This window comes from Luteimonas sp. RIT-PG2_3 (genome assembly GCF_054902115.1).
Window position 1 is genome coordinate 1 of record NZ_JBUBPF010000001.1, and the last position, 17,383, is coordinate 17,383.

The 17,383-nt window shown below is 66.5% G+C and carries 12 protein-coding genes; 7 read left to right on the forward strand and 5 right to left on the reverse strand.

Going from position 1 to position 17,383, the window contains the following annotated elements:
* Positions 1-208: 208 nt before the first annotated feature.
* Both cydB and ACYX7E_RS00010 read right to left on the reverse strand, forming a co-directional pair.
* Positions 209-1,222: a cytochrome d ubiquinol oxidase subunit II gene (gene cydB / locus ACYX7E_RS00005; RefSeq protein WP_462078485.1), complete on the reverse strand. Its 1,014-nt coding sequence runs from the start codon at positions 1,220-1,222 to the stop codon at positions 209-211.
* On the reverse strand, positions 1,219-2,658 hold the full coding sequence (locus ACYX7E_RS00010; RefSeq protein ID WP_462078486.1) for a cytochrome ubiquinol oxidase subunit I: 1,440 nt from the start codon (positions 2,656-2,658) through the stop codon (positions 1,219-1,221). Before ACYX7E_RS00010 ends, cydB begins: the two co-directional genes overlap by 4 nt.
* A gap of 220 nt (positions 2,659-2,878) precedes the next feature.
* On the opposite strand from ACYX7E_RS00010, the gene ACYX7E_RS00015 reads away from it, so the two are divergent.
* The 6 genes from ACYX7E_RS00015 (at position 2,879) to ACYX7E_RS00040 (ending at position 14,050) form a co-directional block, all read left to right on the forward strand.
* On the forward strand, positions 2,879-3,412 hold the full coding sequence (locus tag ACYX7E_RS00015; protein ID WP_462078487.1) for an ECF-type sigma factor: 534 nt from the start codon (positions 2,879-2,881) through the stop codon (positions 3,410-3,412).
* 275 nt (positions 3,413-3,687) lie between these two features.
* Positions 3,688-6,186, forward strand: a complete 2,499-nt coding sequence (locus ACYX7E_RS00020; RefSeq protein WP_462079031.1) for a serine/threonine-protein kinase — start codon at positions 3,688-3,690, stop codon at positions 6,184-6,186.
* A gap of 182 nt (positions 6,187-6,368) precedes the next feature.
* Complete coding sequence (locus ACYX7E_RS00025) at positions 6,369-8,369, forward strand: hypothetical protein (protein WP_462078488.1); 2,001 nt, start codon at positions 6,369-6,371, stop codon at positions 8,367-8,369.
* Between the two features lie 90 nt (positions 8,370-8,459).
* Positions 8,460-9,134 (forward strand): hypothetical protein, encoded by a 675-nt coding sequence (locus ACYX7E_RS00030; protein WP_462078489.1) that lies wholly within the window; start codon positions 8,460-8,462, stop codon positions 9,132-9,134.
* 196 nt (positions 9,135-9,330) lie between these two features.
* Positions 9,331-11,352 (forward strand): YadA-like family protein, encoded by a 2,022-nt coding sequence (locus ACYX7E_RS00035; protein WP_462078490.1) that lies wholly within the window; start codon positions 9,331-9,333, stop codon positions 11,350-11,352.
* 349 nt (positions 11,353-11,701) lie between these two features.
* Positions 11,702-14,050, forward strand: a complete 2,349-nt coding sequence (locus tag ACYX7E_RS00040) for a S9 family peptidase (RefSeq protein WP_462079032.1) — start codon at positions 11,702-11,704, stop codon at positions 14,048-14,050.
* Positions 14,051-14,243: 193 nt separating this feature from the next.
* Here the strand turns inward: ACYX7E_RS00040 and ACYX7E_RS00045 are convergent, their stop codons facing one another.
* Positions 14,244-14,915 carry a cysteine dioxygenase family protein gene (locus tag ACYX7E_RS00045; protein WP_462078491.1) on the reverse strand — a complete coding sequence of 224 codons (672 nt, stop codon included), beginning with the start codon at positions 14,913-14,915 and terminating at the stop codon, positions 14,244-14,246.
* Between the two features lie 57 nt (positions 14,916-14,972).
* Positions 14,973-15,290 (reverse strand): hypothetical protein, encoded by a 318-nt coding sequence (locus ACYX7E_RS00050; protein WP_462078492.1) that lies wholly within the window; start codon positions 15,288-15,290, stop codon positions 14,973-14,975.
* A gap of 261 nt (positions 15,291-15,551) precedes the next feature.
* Between ACYX7E_RS00050 and hemF the strand changes: the two genes are divergently transcribed.
* Positions 15,552-16,484, forward strand: a complete 933-nt coding sequence (gene hemF / locus ACYX7E_RS00055) for an oxygen-dependent coproporphyrinogen oxidase (protein ID WP_462078493.1) — start codon at positions 15,552-15,554, stop codon at positions 16,482-16,484.
* 73 nt (positions 16,485-16,557) lie between these two features.
* Here the strand turns inward: hemF and ACYX7E_RS00060 are convergent, their stop codons facing one another.
* Entirely contained in the window at positions 16,558-17,088 is a 531-nt protein-coding gene (locus ACYX7E_RS00060; RefSeq protein WP_462078494.1) for a DUF421 domain-containing protein, read from the reverse strand.
* Between the last annotated feature and the right edge of the window lie 295 nt (positions 17,089-17,383).

Sequence of the window (17,383 nt, forward strand, 5' to 3'; positions counted from 1 at the left end):
CCGCAGCCCGACACGCTGCTGCAATTCCGGGCTCAGCGGCTCTGCTTTTCAGCTCTGTTTTCTCGGAGTTGAGGGCAACGGCTTGTCTTGGTCGGCTTCGGAAGCTGCATCGCCCCGCCCAGGGCTTACTCCTCGGCTCGGTCAGCCCGTGCCGCTGTGCGGCCCGGTCCGGCCCGGCGAAGCACGCCGGGCGTTCGCAGGCGGCGGCTCAGTGATATCCCGCGTCCGCCTTCACCTTGCCGCGGAACACCCGGTATGACCAGGCGGTGTAGCCCAGGATCATCGGCAGCAGGAACACCAGGCCGACCAGCACGAACATCTGCGACGACGGCGACGCCGCAGCCTCCCAGATGCTCAGGTCCGGCGGCACGATGTTGGGCCAGATGCCCAGTACCAGACCAGCGAAGCCCAGGCCGAAAAAGCACAGCGTCAACAGGAACGGCGCAGCATCGCGGCCCTCACGCAACGCCGCACGCCACAGCAGCACCGCGTTCAACAGCACCAGCACCGGCACCGGCGACAGCCACAGGAAATTCCCACCCTCGAACCAGCGCGCCATGATCCGCGAGTCCAGGAACGGCAGCCATGTGCTGACCAGCGCCATGAATGCGACCACCACCAACACCAGCGGACGGGTCAGCGTGCGCGCGACCTTCTGCAGCGGCCCGTCGGTCTTCAGGATCAGCCAGCACGATCCCAACAGGCCATAGCCGAACACCACGGCCACCCCCGTCAGCATCGAGAACGGACTGAACCAGCCGAATGTACCGCCCAGATACTTGCCCTCCTGCAGCGGCATGCCCTCGACCAGCGCACCCAGGATCACGCCTTGGGCGAACGCCGCCAGGATCGACCCCAGCGAGAATGCCGCACCCCAGGCGCGCTTGCTGCGCCGCGCCTTGAAGCGGAACTCGAACGCCACGCCGCGGAACACCAGCGCGATCAGCATCAGCAGCACCGGCAGGTACAGCACCGACAGCACCAGCGCATAGGCCTTGGGAAAAGCCGTGAACAGGCCGACGCCGCCGAGCACCAGCCAGGTCTCGTTGCCGTCCCAGATCGGTGCCGCAGTGTTCATCATGTGGTCGAGTTGGCCCTCGTCCTCGGCGAACGGCGCCAGGATGCCGAGCCCCAGAACGAAGCCGTCCAGCAGCACGTACATCAGCACGCCGAAGCCGATCACGCCGAACCAGACCACCGGCAGCACCATCTCCAGGTTCATCCGCGCCCTCCTGCCCGGCCTGCGTCATCTTGCGGCGGGCTTTCTCCTTCGAGCGGATCATCGGCCGCCGACAACGGACGCGCTGGCGTCTTCTCACCATCCTCGGTCCGCGGTGGCGGCTCGAAGGGCTGCGGGCCACTGCGCGCCATCTTGACCAGATAACGCACGCCCACGCCGAACACCATCAGGTAGACCAGCACGAACACGATCAGCGACGTCAGCACGCTGCCGACGCCGACATCGCTGACCGCATCACGGGTCCGCAGCAGCCCGTAGACCACGTACGGCTGGCGACCGATCTCGGCGACATACCAGCCCGACAACACCGCGACGAATCCCGACAACGTCAGCACGCGCCAGCCATCCAGGATCCAGCGCGACGTGAACAGCGTCCGCCGTCGCCACGCCCACAGCGATGCCAACACCAGCGCCAGCATCGCCATGCCGATCCCGACCATGACCCGGAACGAATAGAACACCGGCTTCACCGGCGGCCGCTCACTGGCCGGAAACGCCGTCAGCGGTTCGATCTCGCCATCCCAGCTGTGGGTCAGGATCAGGCTGCCCAGCCGCGGAATCGCGATTTCATAATCGTTGCGCTCCTCGCGTGCATTGGGCACTGCGAACAACACCAGCGGCACGCCCTCGCCGGCCGGCTTGTGCGCCCAATGCGCTTCCATCGCCGCGACCTTGACCGGCTGGTGCTCGCGCGCGTTCAGGCCATGCAGATCGCCGACGAAGACCTGCAGCGGCACTGTGATCGCCGCGAATGCCACCGCCAGCTTCAGCATCCGTCTGCCGGCCTCGACATGCACGCCACGCCGGAGGTAACCGGCACTGACCCCGCCGATGACGAAGCATGTGGTGATGAAGGCCGCCAGCACCATGTGCGACAGCCGGTACGGGAACGAGGGATTGAAGATGATCTCCATCCAGCTTTCCGGATGGAACACGCCGTCGACCAGCGTGTAACCCGCCGGCGTCTGCATCCAGCTGTTGGCCGACAGGATCCAGAACGTCGAGATCAAGGTGCCCAGCGCGACCAGGCAGGTCGACAGGAAATGCAGCTTCTCCGACACCTTGTTCCAGCCGAACAGCATGACCCCGAGGAAACTCGCCTCCAGGAAGAACGCGGTCAGCACCTCGTAGCTGAGCAAGGGACCGAGGATGTTGCCGGCCCGCTCACTGAGCACCGCCCAGTTGGTGCCGAACTGGAAACTCAGCACGATGCCCGACACCACGCCCATGCCGAACGACACCGCGAAAATCTTCAGCCAGAAGAAATACAGGTCGCGCCACAAGGTGTCGCGGGTGCGCAGCCAGCGCCACTCCAGGAACGCCAGCCAGCTGGCGAGCCCGATCGTAAAGGCCGGGAACAGGATGTGGAACGAGATCACGAACCCGAACTGGATCCGCGACAGCAGTAGTGCATCCATCATGGCTCCTGGCGCGCCTGCGTTGCGGTGCGGCGATTGTCCACGAGCCCGGTCGCGGACATCCGCGTCGGATTGTCGCAGCCAGACCGTACGGCGATGTGATGTCCATCACGGGCGTGACGTTTTCGCGGCATGCCCCGCGCCGCCCCCCCCTCGCACCGTGTCGCGATCAAGGCTACGCTCGCCAGTCCGGAACTTCGTGACAACGCCTGCAGTGGACATGGAAGAGGCCGCCGCCACGGTTCCAGACGCCTACCGACAGCAATTTGTCGCGCTCTACGAACAGCTGCGTAATATTGCCCGTCGCGAACTGCGGGCCTCGCAGCGCAGCACGCTCAACACCACCGTGCTGGTGCATGAAGCCTACCTCAAACTGAACGGAGCGCCGATCGATGCCAGTCAGCGCGGTCCGTTCCTCGCGCTGGCGGCCAAGGCCATGCGCCATGTTCTGATCGACCACCTGCGCGCACGCGGGGCGGAAAAGCGCGGCGGCGACCAGATCAGGGTGACCCTCAGCACGGACATCCCGTTCGCCGGCACCTCCCGGCAAGTCGACCTGCTGGATATCGAGAAGGGCCTGGACGCGCTGGAGGCACTGGATCCGCGCCTGGTGACGGTCGTCGAGTGTCGCTTCTATGCGGGCATGGAGTTCAACGAAATCGCCACGCATCTTGGATTGACCGAACGCACGATCCATCGTGACTGGCGCAAGGCGCGCGCCTTCCTGTTGATGCAGCTTGGACAGGCGGCATGACCACATCCGCAGACCTTGCACGCTGGCGTCGGATCTCCGAACTGTTCGAACGTGCCCTGGACTTGGAGCCGGAAGCCCGCGCGGCACTGCTGGACGCCGAATGCGCCGACGACCCCCTGCTGCACAGCGAACTTGCGCGCATGCTGTCGGCCGATGCCAGCAGCCATGCCTTCGACCAGGGCGTGGTCGGTGCCTCGATCGAATTCGATCCCGTCGATGCCGAGGACACGGGCCAGGACCTGGGCCGCCACCTGGGCCCTTGGCTGCTGGACGCCATGATCGGCCGTGGCGGCATGGGCACGGTCTATGCCGCCCGCCGCGATGACCGCGACACCGGACAACGCGCAGCCATCAAACGCCTGCACCGGCGCTGGGATGGCAGCCTGCAGGCGCAGCGTTTCCTGCAGGAACGCCGCATCCTTGCCGCACTGTCACACCCCAACATCCCAGGCCTGATCGATCACGGCCTGGATGAGGACCAGCGCCCATGGTTTGCCCTGGAGCTGGTGCAGGGCCAGTCCTTGATCCGTTGGGCCGATGCGCGCCAGCTCGACCTGCGCGCACGACTGGACCTGTTCCGACAGGTCTGCGCCGCCGTGCAGCATGCGCACGAACACTTCGTCGTCCACCGGGACCTCAAGCCCGAGAACATCCTCGTGGATCAGGAGGGCCATCCCAAGGTGCTCGACTTTGGCGTGGCCAAGCGCATCGATGATGCAGCCGGCGCCACACGGACGGGCATGCTGGTGGGCTTCACGCCCGAGTACGCGGCGCCCGAGCAGGTGTCCGGTGGCGTCATCAGCGCCGCCACCGACGTGTATGCGCTGGGGGTCATCCTGTATCAGCTGCTTGCCGGCAAGCTGCCTTACACCTTCGACCAGGACGACCTGCGCGCGACGGCCGAGGCCATTACCGGACGCGCCGCGGCACGCCTGGACCAGGCCATCACCACCGGCACGCAACAGGACGTCGATACCCGCCTGAGTCAGCGCAACACCGACCTGCGAGGGTTCAGGCGATTCGTCAAGGGCGACCTGTCGCGCATCGTGCAGACTGCACTGGCCAAGGAACCGTCGCGTCGCTATGCCAGCGTGCAGGCGTTCTCCAGCGATCTGGAACGTTTCCTCACCGGCCGCACCGTTTCGGTCAGTGGCGACACCTTCGCGTATCGGGCCCGCAAGTACATCGGCCGCAACCGCTGGGGCGTGGTCATGGGCACGCTGGCGGCACTGGCACTGGTCTCGGGCATCACGGGCATCCTGATGCAGACCGGAAAGGTCCGGGAGTCCGCCGACAGGGCCGAGGCGGAAGCACGCCGCGCAAATGACGAGCGCGCGCGCGCCGAATCGGAAGCACAGCACGCGCGCGTCAGCCGGGATTTTCTTGCGTCCCTGTTTGCAGAGGCGTCCCCCGAAAGCAACCGCGGCGACAAGACCACCGTCCGCGAGGTACTCGATCGCAGCAAGGCGCGCATTGCAACGGAATTTTCCGGACAGCCGGAGATGCGTGTCGAAATGATGACGCTGATCGGTAAAACGTATTCCGATCTCAGCCTCTATCAGGACGCCATGTCATTGCTGGAGCAGGCCACGGCCGTCGCCGACCAGCACCCGTCGATCGCGCCCGTCATTCGTGCACGGGCATTGGCCGAGCACGCCTATGTCCTGCTGTCGGAAAGCCGGATGACCGAAGCTCAGGCGCAGGCCAGCAAGGCGGTCTCACTGTTCGACCAGGATCCGCCAGATGCGGGACTGATCGAGGCACTGGGCACTCTGGGCTCCTCCTTCTACCTGCAAGGAAAATTCGAGCCCGCTCTGGCGGCGCAGCGCACTGCATCGCAGATCACAGCCCGCCTCCATGGCCGGGAGTCGGACGAGCATGCAGAGTCACTGCTGGAACTGAGCTATTTCCTTGATGCAGCTGACAAGCCGGAAGCTGCGGTGGCGGCGGCGCGCGATGCGTTGCGCATCCTGGAACAGCGGCATCCCTCGGAGCCGGAACCCTCGGTGAGCCGCGCATTGTGGGCGCTGGGCAACGTGCTGTCGTCTGCCGGACGCGATGCGGAAGCTGTTCCGTTGCTGCGCCGGGCGCAGGTGATGGTGGCGCAGATCTACGGCACCGACACCCTCAAGTACATGCGTTCACTGCAATTGCTGGGGCGTGCCGAACTGGGCGCCGGCGAGTTGGCCGCTGCCCGTCGCCATCTGCAGGAATCGGCACGCCTGATCGATACCCTTGCGCCGGATCACCCGATCTCGGGCCTGGTGCGCCGCTCCCTCGGCGAGACGATGCTGCGCCAGGGGGATGCAGCCGCGGCGATCGGCCAATTCAAGGCCGTGCTGGATCGGCTGCAGAGGAATTCGGCCAACAGCATCAACCTGGGTGACAGCGTCACCACGATGCTGGCACGCGCCTATCTCGTACAAGGTGATGCCGCTTCGGCCAGGCGGCTGCTGGAGACGCAGCTGCCTGAACTTCGCCGCACCCAGTCCAGGCAACTCGCCCGCGCCCTGGTGGCGCAGTCCGAGCTGGCACGCAGTCAGCGCGATACCGCGTTGGCGCTCAAGCTGGTGGACGAAGCACGCGCGTTGCTGCCCGACAACAGTGCCCCCATCGTCCGCATCCAGCTAGCCCTGGAAGAAGCCCGGGTCCACGCGGCCCTCGGGGATGCGGCGGCCCGGCGTAACGCGGCCAACGCTGCGTACCAACTGCTGGTGGCGACGACCGCCCCATCGGCACCGGAGTTTGCCGTCGCCGCCGACCTGGCGCGTTGAGGCCTGTCCAGGTATCTGTGACGCGGACGCCCCCCCGCGGCGGCTCGCCTGCGAGTGCCGGCAGACCACAGGCATCGCGCGCCCCAGTTCGGGGCCCACGCAGAACCCGATGTCAGTGATGGGCACCGGATTGCGATCTCTCTGGTAGCCGGGGATTTCCGGCCTACCCAGCGGAGACCCTCATGTTTGCCCAACCCCGTGCGGTTCAGCGCCGACGATATGCCCTCAGCCTGCTTGCGCTCGCCCTGAGCGCCGCCTCACTCCCGGTGTTTGCCGGTGCCTGCGATATGGCGGGCTCGCCCTTCTGGCCACCCGGCGTACCCGCCCCGAACGATCCCTACGGCAACGGCGCCGCGAGCCTGGCCTGCGGCAGCAATGCCTTAGCTGACGGCAGCTACGCCACGGCCATTGGCACCGACGCGGTCGCCAATGGCTTGGCCGCTTTGGCGCTGGGCAACAGCAGCAATGCCGAGGGCGCGCGCTCCATCTCGGTGGGAACCGACTCGAACGCCTATTCCGACGGCAGTATCGCGGTGGGCTTTCTGGGCTATGCCGATGGCGCCAACACCACCGCGGTCGGCCGGCAAGCCCGGGCCACCCGCGAGAATGCGAGTGCGCTCGGCAGCTTCGCGGAAGCCAACGGCATCGGCAGTACCGCGGTGGGCTACATCAGCCATGCGGCCGGCCAGTACAGCACCGCACTCGGCCAGTTTGCACGCGCCATGACCGACAACGCCACAGCCGTGGGCGCAGGCGCCTATGCGGAAGGCGGATTCACGACGGCATTGGGCACGCAATCATCGGCCACCGGATCGTGGGCGACAGCGGTCGGGCAGTCGGCGCGAGCAGGTGAGCACAGCACCGCGCTGGGGCGTGATACGAAAGCGGAATTTGCCGAGTCGGTAGCGGTCGGCGTGGCCACGCGCACGCACGGGCTCAATGCCACCGCGGTCGGCGCCAATGCCGAGGCCTCCGCCGATGCCAGCGCACTGGGACAGCGGGCGGTGGCCACCACCAATGCAGTGGCCATGGGTATGGAAGCGACCGCCAGCGGGGCGGGCGCGATCTCGATCGGCAGGCAGTCAGGGGCAGCCGGCCCGGGTGCGGTTGCGATCGGCATGTCGGCCCAAGCCGGCAGCTTCCTGTCCGTGGCGATCGGCTCAGGCGCGGAAGCGGGCGGTTTCACCAATACCGCGCTGGGCGCACTGTCCTCTGCGACGGCCCTGCAATCAGTCGCTCTGGGCACCAGCAGCGCCGCGGACCGCGCGTACACGGTCTCCATCGGCAACAGCACCTTGCGCCGGCAACTGGTGAACCTGGCGGACGGCAGCGAGGACCATGACGCGGTCAACCTGCGGCAGATGCGGGCCGCCATCGCAGCAGTCGACCTCAGCCCCCTTGCCGCCGCCCTTGGAGGGGGCGCCAGCTATGCCGGCGGCACGTTCACGCCGCCGAGCTACCTGATCCAGGGTGCCACCTACAACAATGCGGGCGATGCGTTCCTGGCGATCGACACCCGGCTGTCGGCGATCATCGCGCGCGCCGATCTGGCGGTGTACTACGACGATGCCAGCCAGGGAAGTGTGACGCTGGGCGGAAATGGTGGCGGTGCTGGCACGCCCGGCACGGGCACGGGCACCGGTATCCACAACCTTGCCGATGGCGTTGACGACATGGATGCCGTCAACGTGCGCCAGCTCGAAGCTGGCGATGCGGCGACCCTGGCCTCGGCCAACACCTACACCGATACCCGCGAAACCGTGGTCCGAAGTGATATGGCCGCCGGTGATGCAGCCACGCTCCAGGCTGCAAACACCTATACGGACAACACCGCCACCGTCACGCTGGCGTCGGCCAAGGCCTATACCGACGTCCGCTTCGACGCCTTGAACGATGAGTTCGAGCTGCTCCGCGGCGACGTCAACCAGCGCTTCCGGCAGACCGATCGCCGGATCGACCAGTTGGGTGCGATGACATCGGCCATGACCAACATGGCGATCAATGCCGGAGGTTCGCAGAGCCCGCGTGGCCGTATTGCCGTAGGTGCCGGCGTCCAGGGTGGCGAGCAGGCGCTGTCGATCGGCTACGGCCGCAGGATCGGCAATCGCGGCTCGTTCTCGATCGGCGGCGCCTTCGGAGGCGGTGAGAAGTCCGCAGGCCTCGGCTTCGGCGTAGACCTGTAAGTCTGACCGTTGCGGCCCTGAACGGAGCATCCGGCACATGACACCGGATGCTCCCATCTGATCCTCACGCACTATCGAAAGGACGCTCCCATGCATCAACGCATCCCCACCCGCAGCCGGCACGCTCTCGCTACGGCTGCTCTCACTACGGCTGCCCTCGCAACGGCGGCCCTGACCAGCGCGCTGATTGCCAGCATCGCTCTCGCCGCGCCGCCGGCCAGCCGTCTGCTCGATGCGCGTGCGATCGACCTGCCGCGCCTGGACACCTCCGTCCTCACGGCCCGCTGCGCACACACCTTCGTGGATCGTGGCCGCTACCAGATCCCCGCCGGTTACAGCGGGGCGGGCACATCGGCCAAGGCCATTCCTGCCGACAAGGTGCTGCAGGTCCGATCGGTGACCATCACCCTCGACGAAGCCGACTGGCGGGGTGCGCACCTGCGCATACAGGGCGGTGGTGAACTGGCCTGGTATCCACTGCGCACGCAGAACGCCGCCGCGGTGTTCCGGGTGCGGGAGGACGGGCCTCTCTACGCCGACGGAGGTGGCAAGACGGTCAGCTTCGTGTCCTACCGCTCGCGTGGGTTCGACCGTCCAGTCAACGGCACCTACGCGATACAGGGCTGCCTGCTCGACAGCATCCCGCAATGGGTCACCATTCCCGACGTACGCGTGCCGCGTTATCCGAAGAGAGTGTTGACGCCGCTTGAGCCGGTCGAGCTGTGGGACGGCGTGCGGCAGCCTGCGGAGAAGCCTCATCGTTGAAGCATCGCACGGCATCGGTATCCCCGCCGTAGAGCGGGGCTTGCTGCGCTCCCCGTACACCCGGGCCATGTTCGGAAAAGCAGTGGGGCAAAGCCTGCTCTTCGGGGTTTTGCGGGCCGATGTCAGTCGCGGGCACTGAATTTCGATCTCTCTCGTAGCCGGGCAATTCCGGCTTACCCAACCGAGAGAGATCGACATGAACAACACGTCACGCCTGCAGCAGTTCACTATGCTCCACCATCGCGCCCGCGCCCTGCAGCGGTCATTGATCGCCGTCGCGCTTCTGACCTGCATCTCCAGCCCGACGTGGGCGCGGGATGCGGCGTGCCTCTTCCTCGACGATGCCGGCAATGTCCAGTGGGCAGGCAGTGAAGCCGGCGGTGAGCAAGCCGTGGCTTGCGGCTATTTCAACAACGCCGGCTTCGACGAGAGCGGCGGCCGCATCGATACCGGCGATTGGAGCTCTGCCTTCGGTTCGGAGAACCTGACTCCGGGCACACGCAGCACTGGCGTCGGCCATGGGAATTGGGCCTGGGGCGAAGGCAGTACTGCGCTCGGCGTGAACAACGCCATCGGTGCGTGGAACGACGAGGATAACGATGGACAAGCCGACTATTACGAACTGAGTGCCGGCGGCAATTATTCCACTGCGATCGGCTTCCAGAACGTGGCCGCGGGAGGGGGCAACAGTGCCGTCGGGTATAAGAATGTAACAAACGGTGACGGAAGCAGTGCCCTTGGTTTTCTCAATAAAGCCATTGACTTCTATAGCAGTGCCGTCGGCCATGAAAATACCGCCAGTGGTTACTCCAGCAATGCATTCGGCTTCCAGAACACCGCCAGCGGCGACTCCAGCAATGCGTCTGGCGCGATCAACACCGCAAGCGGTTCGTACAGCAGCGCGTTCGGTTACAACAACACGGCCAGCGGCAGTTCCGCCAACGCGTTCGGTCTGGGCAGCACGGCCAGCGCGACGGGGAGCAGCGCCTTCGGCGTCGCGACCGTGGCCAGGGGGCATGGCAGCAGCGCCTTCGGCTACTTCAGTCGTGCCAACGGCTTGAGCAGCGTGGCCATGGGTGGTTGGTACGACCGTGATGGCAATGGGATGATCGATCCGGACAGCGAGTCCGTTTATGCAGAAGGCATCAGTGCGGTAGCTGTCGGCACCGGCGTGGCCGCACGAGGTGACTACAGCGCAGCGCTTGGCGTCAATGCCACCGCCATCGCCGGACACAGTGTCGCCATTGGTTTTGGTGCCGTATCTGATCGCGAATACACGATCGCTGTCGGCTCGGCCGCACAGATGAACCAGATCGTCAACCTCGCCGCCGGCTCCGAGGATGAGGACGCGGTCAATCTGTCCCAGCTGTATCCCTTGGCGACCGCGCTCGGCGGTGGCGCAAACTATGCGGGCGGCGTCTTCACCGGGCCGACCTATCTCATTCAGTCGAACAACTACACCAACATCGGTTCTGCATTCACCGCCGTGGATTCTGCGCTGACCGATATCAACGCCCGCATCGTCGCTGCCGGTGGCATCCAGGGCGAACGGGGTTTCAGTGCCTACGAAATCGCGGTGAACAATGGATTCGCAGGTACCGAAGGGGACTGGCTGCAGTCCTTGAATGGCGCGCAGGGACCGGCCGGCCCGACCGGTCCCGAAGGTCCGGCCGGCGGCGGGCCGCGCAGCGTGACCTACGACAGCGACACGCGTGACGTGCTGACCATGACCGGTGCCGACGGAACGCGTATCGCCAACGTGGCCGATGCGGTGGAAGCCACCGATGCGGTGAACCTGGGACAGGTGGAAGCGGGTGATGCGCAGACGCTGTCCGCCGCCAACGAGTACACCGACACCACTGCCACCCAGACCCTCACCACCGCCAACGCCTACACCGACACCCGCTTTGCCGAGCTGGCCGGCTTGTCAGACAGCTTCGAGGCATTCCGGGGGGACACCGATCGCCGTTTTCATCAGCAGGACCGTCGCATCGACAAGCTGGCGGCGATGAGTGGCGCGTACGCAGGCATGGCCATGAATACCGCGGGGCTGGCGGGTCGCAATCGCATCGGCGTCGGCGTCGGCGCGCAGGGCGGCGAGCAGGCGCTGGCGGTGGGTTACCAGCGCGCCATCGGCAACCGCGCCAGCGTCTCGATCGCCGGGGCGTTCAGTGGTGACGAGAAAAGCGTGTCGGCAGGCGCCGGCTTCAGTTGGTGATGCCTGCAGGTTCTCCGGCCGGGTAAGCCGTGTACACGGAAGTACGGACAGGGCCTTCGGGCCCTGTTTTTCCGAACCTTCCTGCCTGCGACCGCGCCCGTGCAACGCCCCCCGCATCCTCCCCAGCGCGACCACTCCCCCAAGTTCCCGCGCATTTCGCGGGACGCGCGCGCCCTGCACTGAGGCCTGTTTGAGGCTCGGAAACGCGGCCGCTGCGGACGGGGGGAAGTCCATCGAGGCGTTGAACGCCCCCGCCTGTTGTTGTGGCCAGAGCCGCGGCCGGCAAGCTGGTACCCTCGGCCCTTTGAAACCACCGCCTAACGACATGTCCGGATCACGTGCCCGCCCGTTGCTGCTGTTGTCCCTGTTGCTTGCCACTGCCGCCGCCTCGGCGCAACCGGCACAGCCCCTGACCCTCGACCGGATCATGGCCGATCCGGACTGGATCGGCCCCGCCGTCGAGCAGGCCTGGTGGTCCTGGGACGGGCAACGCGCGTACTACACGCTCAAGCGCGAGGGCGCGAGTATCCGCGACATCCACGCCCTGGACGTCACCGGCAACGCCACGCCGGTGCGCCTGGACGGCGCCGCGCGCGGCGACATCGACGCCGCGCAGCCGCAGCTGGACCCGCAACGCACGCGCATGGCCTTCGTGCGCAATGGCGACGTCTTCGTCCGCGACCTCCGCAACGGCGCGCTGAGCCAGCTGACCCGCACCGAAGCCACCGAGACCGCGCTGCAGTGGAGCCAGGACGGCGCCCTGGTCTGGAACGCCGGCAACGACTGGTATCGCTGGGACGCGCGCCAGGGCGTCAGTCAGGCCGCTTCGCTGAAAACCGAGGACAACCCGACCAAGGCGCCCAAAGCCGACGCGTTGCGCGATGAGCAGCTGCGACTGATCCAGACGCTGCGCACCGAACGCGAGCGTCGCGATGCGCAGCGCCTGCAGGAGCAGCAGTGGCGCTCCGCCGACCACAGCCGCGCGCCCGCGCCGGTGTACCTGGGCAAGGATGTCGAGATCGTCGGCAGCGCGCTGTCGCCCGATGGACGCTGGCTGGTGGTCGCAACCGAATCCAAGTCCGCCGACAAGGGCCAGGCGGGCAAGATGCCGCGCTACGTGACCGAATCGGGTTACGAGGAATTCGAAGACGTGCGCACGCGCGTGGGCCGCACCGATCCCGTCCCGCAGGCGTTCTGGCTGGTCGACATGGCCGACGGCCGTCCGCGCGCACTGACGCTCGACAGCCTGCCCGGCATCGCCAGCGATCCGCTGGCCGCATTACGCAAGGCGGCCGGCAAGGAGCCGCTGAAGGGCAACCGCGCGGTGCGGATCGAAAGCCGCGGCGCCGAATCGCTGCGCTGGAGCAGCGACAGCCATAGCGCGGCGCTGATGCTGCACTCGGTCGACAACAAGGACCGCTGGCTGGTCACCGTGGATCCCGAGAATGCATCGTTGCAGTCCCGCCACCGCCTGACCGATCCGGGCTGGATCAACTGGGACTACAACGAGTTCGGATGGCTGCCCGACAACCGCGGCCTGTGGTTCCTGTCCGAGGAATCGGGCTGGTCGCACCTGTACACGCTGCAGGGCGGCCGCGCGCGCGCACTGACTTCCGGCCGCTGGGAAGTGTCCTCGCCGGTGCTGTCGGCCGATGGCAGCCGTTTCCACTTCCTGTGCAACCGCGAGCGACCGGGCGACTACGAGGTCTGCAGCCTGCCCGCCGCGGGTGGCGAGGTGCGCGAACTGACGTCGGTCGATGGCGTCGAGCGCTTCGCGGTGTCTCCCGACGGCCGCCAGTTGCTGGTCATGCATTCCAGCAGTTACGTGCCGGCGCAGCTGGCGGTGGTCGCGGCCGACGGTGGCCCGCTGCGCACGCTGACCGATACCCGCCGCGAGGCCTTCAAGGCGTTCGACTGGCTTGAGCCCGAGTACGTCCAGGTGCCGTCGAAGCATGGCGCCGGTGCGGTCTGGGGCAAGTACTACGGCCCCCGCCAGATGGAACCGGGCAAGCAGTATCCGGTGGTGCTGTTCGTGCATGGCGCCGGCTACCTGCAGAACGTCAGCCACCAGTATCCCAACTACTTCCGCGAGCAGATGTTCCACAACCTGCTGGTGCAGCAGGGCTACATCGTGCTCGACCTGGATTTCCGCGCGTCCAAGGGCTACGGCCGCGACTGGCGCACCGCGATCTACCGGCAGATGGGGCATCCGGAACTCGAGGATTACCTCGACGGCATCGATTGGCTGGTCGAGCACAAGCAGGCCAACCGCGATCGCGTGGGCATCTACGGCGGCAGCTACGGCGGCTTCATGACCTTCATGGCCCAGTTCCGCAAACCAGGCGTGTTCAAGGCCGGCGCTGCGCTGCGCCCGGTTGCCGACTGGTCGCAGTACAACCACACCTACACCGCGAACATCCTCAACACGCCCGAGCTCGATCCCGAGGCCTACCGCAAATCATCGCCGATCGAATACGCCGACCAGCTGCAGGACCACCTGCTGATCGCGCACGGCATGATCGACGACAACGTGTTCTACAAGGATTCGGTAATGATGGCGCAGCGCTTGATCGAACTGCGCAAGGACAAATGGGAGCTGGCCAGCTACCCGTTGGAGCGCCATGCCTACCAGCACCCCGACTCCTGGTACGACCAGTACCGCCGCATCCACGAGTTGTTCGAGCGCGTCCTGAAATAGGGCGCGTCTTGGCTCGCGTCTTGTGATGCTCAGAAGAACGGCGGGTTGAACCCCGCCCTACGTGGCCCGGGGAGGGCGGGTCTCGACAAGCGTGTCCTGATGCCCCGAACCATGGCAGGCCAAAACCCGCCAGACGCGACACCCAACAGTCCTCCACACGCGTGAGCCCCGCTATACGTCTGGAGCCTGAAACTCAGATGCTCTCGAGGAAGACGCTCTGCGGCCGGTACAGCAGGTTCTCGACGTGGGCGTAGCGCTGCACTTCTTCCATGTGGTGGCCGTAGATATGCAGCGAGACGGTGACGCCGTCGGGAACGGCGTTGCCGCAGGCATGCAGGTCGTGCGGCGGCAGTAGGCCGATGACGCTGCCTGGCGTCATCTGGTGGTGGGCCACCGGATGCAGTTCCACCAGTGCGTCGCGACGACCGGCCATGCGGTAGTCGACGACTTCCAGCTCGCCCTTCAGCACGGCCTCGATGCCCCAGACGTCGGCATGATCGTGGATCGGGCTGTGCTGGCCGGGCGCCCATGTCATCAGGAACACGTGATAACCGAACTGCGGCGAGCGATACAGCTCGCGACGCAGGTAGCCGTCTGGCGACGTGCCCTGCAACGACGCGGGGACATCGCTGGCCAGATGCGGATCGGCCGCGAACAGCGCCTGCAGTTTTTCGACCAGCTGCGGGACGATCCTGGCCGGGCGCTGTGCTGCCATCGCGGCGTCGGCGATTTCGATGACCTGGTCCAGCACCGGCAGGCGGTGCGGGCGACGGATGTCCAGCGGGTGCTGCTGCAATCCCTGCAGCTGTGGTGCCGCGTGCGTGGGCACGCTGGCGGGCTTGATGATTGTTTGATTCGTATCCATTCGTTCTACCTTACACAGTGACCACGTTAGAGCGTGGTGAATCACCTGTACGTCCATTCATCGCGAGGGCATGTCATCACACATCGACCATCGCAGCCACGCCTGATCCAACAGCCTCGCCTGCTTTGATGACGCAGGCATGGCAATCGCCGCGCAATTGTCGACGCATGCATTTTCCAGCGTGCTTTGCCTTGTTTCCTGCTGCGTCAACGATTGAAGACCCTGCCACGCACCGTTGGTTCCCGTTCCTGCGAATCCATGGCCGATCTCCATCGTGTTCCTGTGAAAGCGCGACGCAAGTCCTTGCTCAGGACACCTCGTCATCAGCAATCGCACAGACGGACTGTCCATCGCCCGCAGCGCGTCGATATGCAACGTCGCGCTCCAGACGGACGCAGGGATTGCTGCACCGCCGCATCCCTCCGCGCATCTGCCGGTGCGCGTGTCCCCGGATGCCGCCCCACATCCGTGACAACGCGGATGGCGGCACGGATGCGGCCAACACGGCGACCGCGCGCACGCAATCTTCCGACGTGCGGTAGGCATGAGGGGAAGCCAGGCGGAGAAGATAGATCGCGTGCGCCGCCTTCGCCCGCCCCGGCTTCGCCTCCGCGCACGCCCGGTACAATGGCGCGCATGAACGACTTCGACACCGTCCGCGACTATCTGACCGGACTGCAGGACCGCATCTGCGCCGCCATCGAAACCGCCGACGGCAGCGCGCGCTTCATCGAGGACCGCTGGACCCGCGAGGCCGAGGCGGCCAGCCCCGCGCTGGGCGGCGGCGGGCGCACGCGCGTGCTGCGCGACGGCGCGGTCTTCGAGCAGGCGGGCATCGGCTTCTCGGACGTCTCGGGCACCACGCTGCCGCCGTCGGCGACCGCCAGCCGGCCGGAACTGGCGGGCGCGGCCTGGCGGGCAGTCGGCGTGTCGCTGGTGTTCCACCCGCACAATCCGCGCCTGCCGACTACTCATGCCAATGTCCGCCACTTCCGCGCCACCCGCGATGGAGAAACCGTGGCCTGGTGGTTCGGCGGCGGCTTCGACCTGACCCCGTTCTACCCGGTCGACGACGACGTCCGCCACTGGCACCGGGTCGCGCGCGACCTCTGCGAGCCGTTCGGCGGCCAGGACCGCTACGACGCCCACAAGCGCTGGTGCGACGACTACTTCTTCCTGCGCCACCGCAACGAGACCCGCGGCGTCGGCGGCCTGTTCTTCGACGACCTGCACGGCGACTTCGATCGCGACTTCGCGTACATGCAAGCGGTCGGCGACGGCTTCCTGGACGCTTATCTCCCGATCGTCGAACGGCGCAAGCATGCCGATTACGGCGAACGCGAGCGCGAGTTCCAGCTGTACCGGCGGGGGCGCTATGTCGAGTTCAACCTGGTCTACGACCGCGGCACCCTGTTCGGCCTGCAGAGCGGCGGCCGCGCCGAGTCGATCCTGATGAGCCTGCCGCCGCGGGTCCGCTTCGAATACGGCTACACGCCAGAGCCCGGCAGCGAGGAAGCGCGACTGGCCGACTACCTGCGCCCGCGCGACTGGCTGCACGCAGCCGGCTGAGCACGGCAGCGCCTGTGGGCCTGCGCTGGGGGAATGCCCCCGCCCCCAGCCCTCCCGAAGCGCGTGGCGGCGCCTAGGCGGACGTCCCCGGTGCGTCGTCGGGCATCCCGTCATCGGAGCTGCGATCGTCCTGGGTGTTCAGCAGGATGCTGATGCGGCCATTGGTCTCCAGCATCGCCAGCCGGATCCTGCCGACATCGGCGCAGCCGGCCTCGCGCATGGCCTCGTGGAAATCCGCCTTGCCGACCAGCTCGCGCCGCAGCACCGCATGGTCGACTTTGCCGTCGCGGGCCAGCACCACCGGTTCGCCCTCGATGATCCGCCGCGCCCAGCCGACGCGGGCATTGAGCAGCGCCACCAGGTAGTTCAGCGCGATCAGGCAGACCGCCAGCAGCAGCGCGCCGGTCAGGGAGTTGTCGCCGGCATTCAGCCCGTTCTGCACCGCGTTGCCGATCAGGATCAGCAGCACCAGGTCGAACGGCGTGAACTGGCCCACCGCGCGCTTGCCGGAGATCCGCACCAGCAGCATCACCACGACATAGATCACCAGCGCGCGCAGCACGAAGTGCCACCACGGCGACGACAGTTCGAACAGTGTGCTCATTGGATGCTCCCCGGGAAGACCGCGAGTGTCGGCCGGGCGGCAGCGGGACGCAACGCGGCCGGCCCGCAGCCCCACCGCGCACATGAACTGCGCGCATAAAAAAGCCCCGCTGGCAGGGGGGGCCAGCGGGGCTCGGGGAACGGGACTCGGGGAGAAGTCTTCGTTCCGGATCACTCCAGGGGAAGGGAGGGATCAGCGACAGACCTTGCATCTGTCGCGAGTCATATGACCACTTCGCACATTTAAAGTTCGTGAAAATTGGCGACGCCGAACAGAAGAATTCAGCCAGCGTTTA

Excerpts from the sequence above, each read along its gene's own strand:
- cydB (WP_462078485.1), bottom strand. The coding sequence starts at position 1,222 with ATGAACCTGGAGATGGTGCTGCCGGTGGTCTGGTTCGGCGTGATCGGC.
- ACYX7E_RS00010 (WP_462078486.1), bottom strand. The coding sequence starts at position 2,658 with ATGGATGCACTACTGCTGTCGCGGATCCAGTTCGGGTTCGTGATCTCG.
- ACYX7E_RS00015 (WP_462078487.1), top strand. The coding sequence starts at position 2,879 with ATGGAAGAGGCCGCCGCCACGGTTCCAGACGCCTACCGACAGCAATTT.
- ACYX7E_RS00020 (WP_462079031.1), top strand. The coding sequence starts at position 3,688 with ATGATCGGCCGTGGCGGCATGGGCACGGTCTATGCCGCCCGCCGCGAT.
- ACYX7E_RS00025 (WP_462078488.1), top strand. The coding sequence starts at position 6,369 with ATGTTTGCCCAACCCCGTGCGGTTCAGCGCCGACGATATGCCCTCAGC.
- ACYX7E_RS00030 (WP_462078489.1), top strand. The coding sequence starts at position 8,460 with ATGCATCAACGCATCCCCACCCGCAGCCGGCACGCTCTCGCTACGGCT.
- ACYX7E_RS00035 (WP_462078490.1), top strand. The coding sequence starts at position 9,331 with ATGAACAACACGTCACGCCTGCAGCAGTTCACTATGCTCCACCATCGC.
- ACYX7E_RS00045 (WP_462078491.1), bottom strand. The coding sequence starts at position 14,915 with ATGGATACGAATCAAACAATCATCAAGCCCGCCAGCGTGCCCACGCAC.
- hemF (WP_462078493.1), top strand. The coding sequence starts at position 15,552 with ATGAACGACTTCGACACCGTCCGCGACTATCTGACCGGACTGCAGGAC.
- ACYX7E_RS00060 (WP_462078494.1), bottom strand. The coding sequence starts at position 17,088 with ATGAGCACACTGTTCGAACTGTCGTCGCCGTGGTGGCACTTCGTGCTG.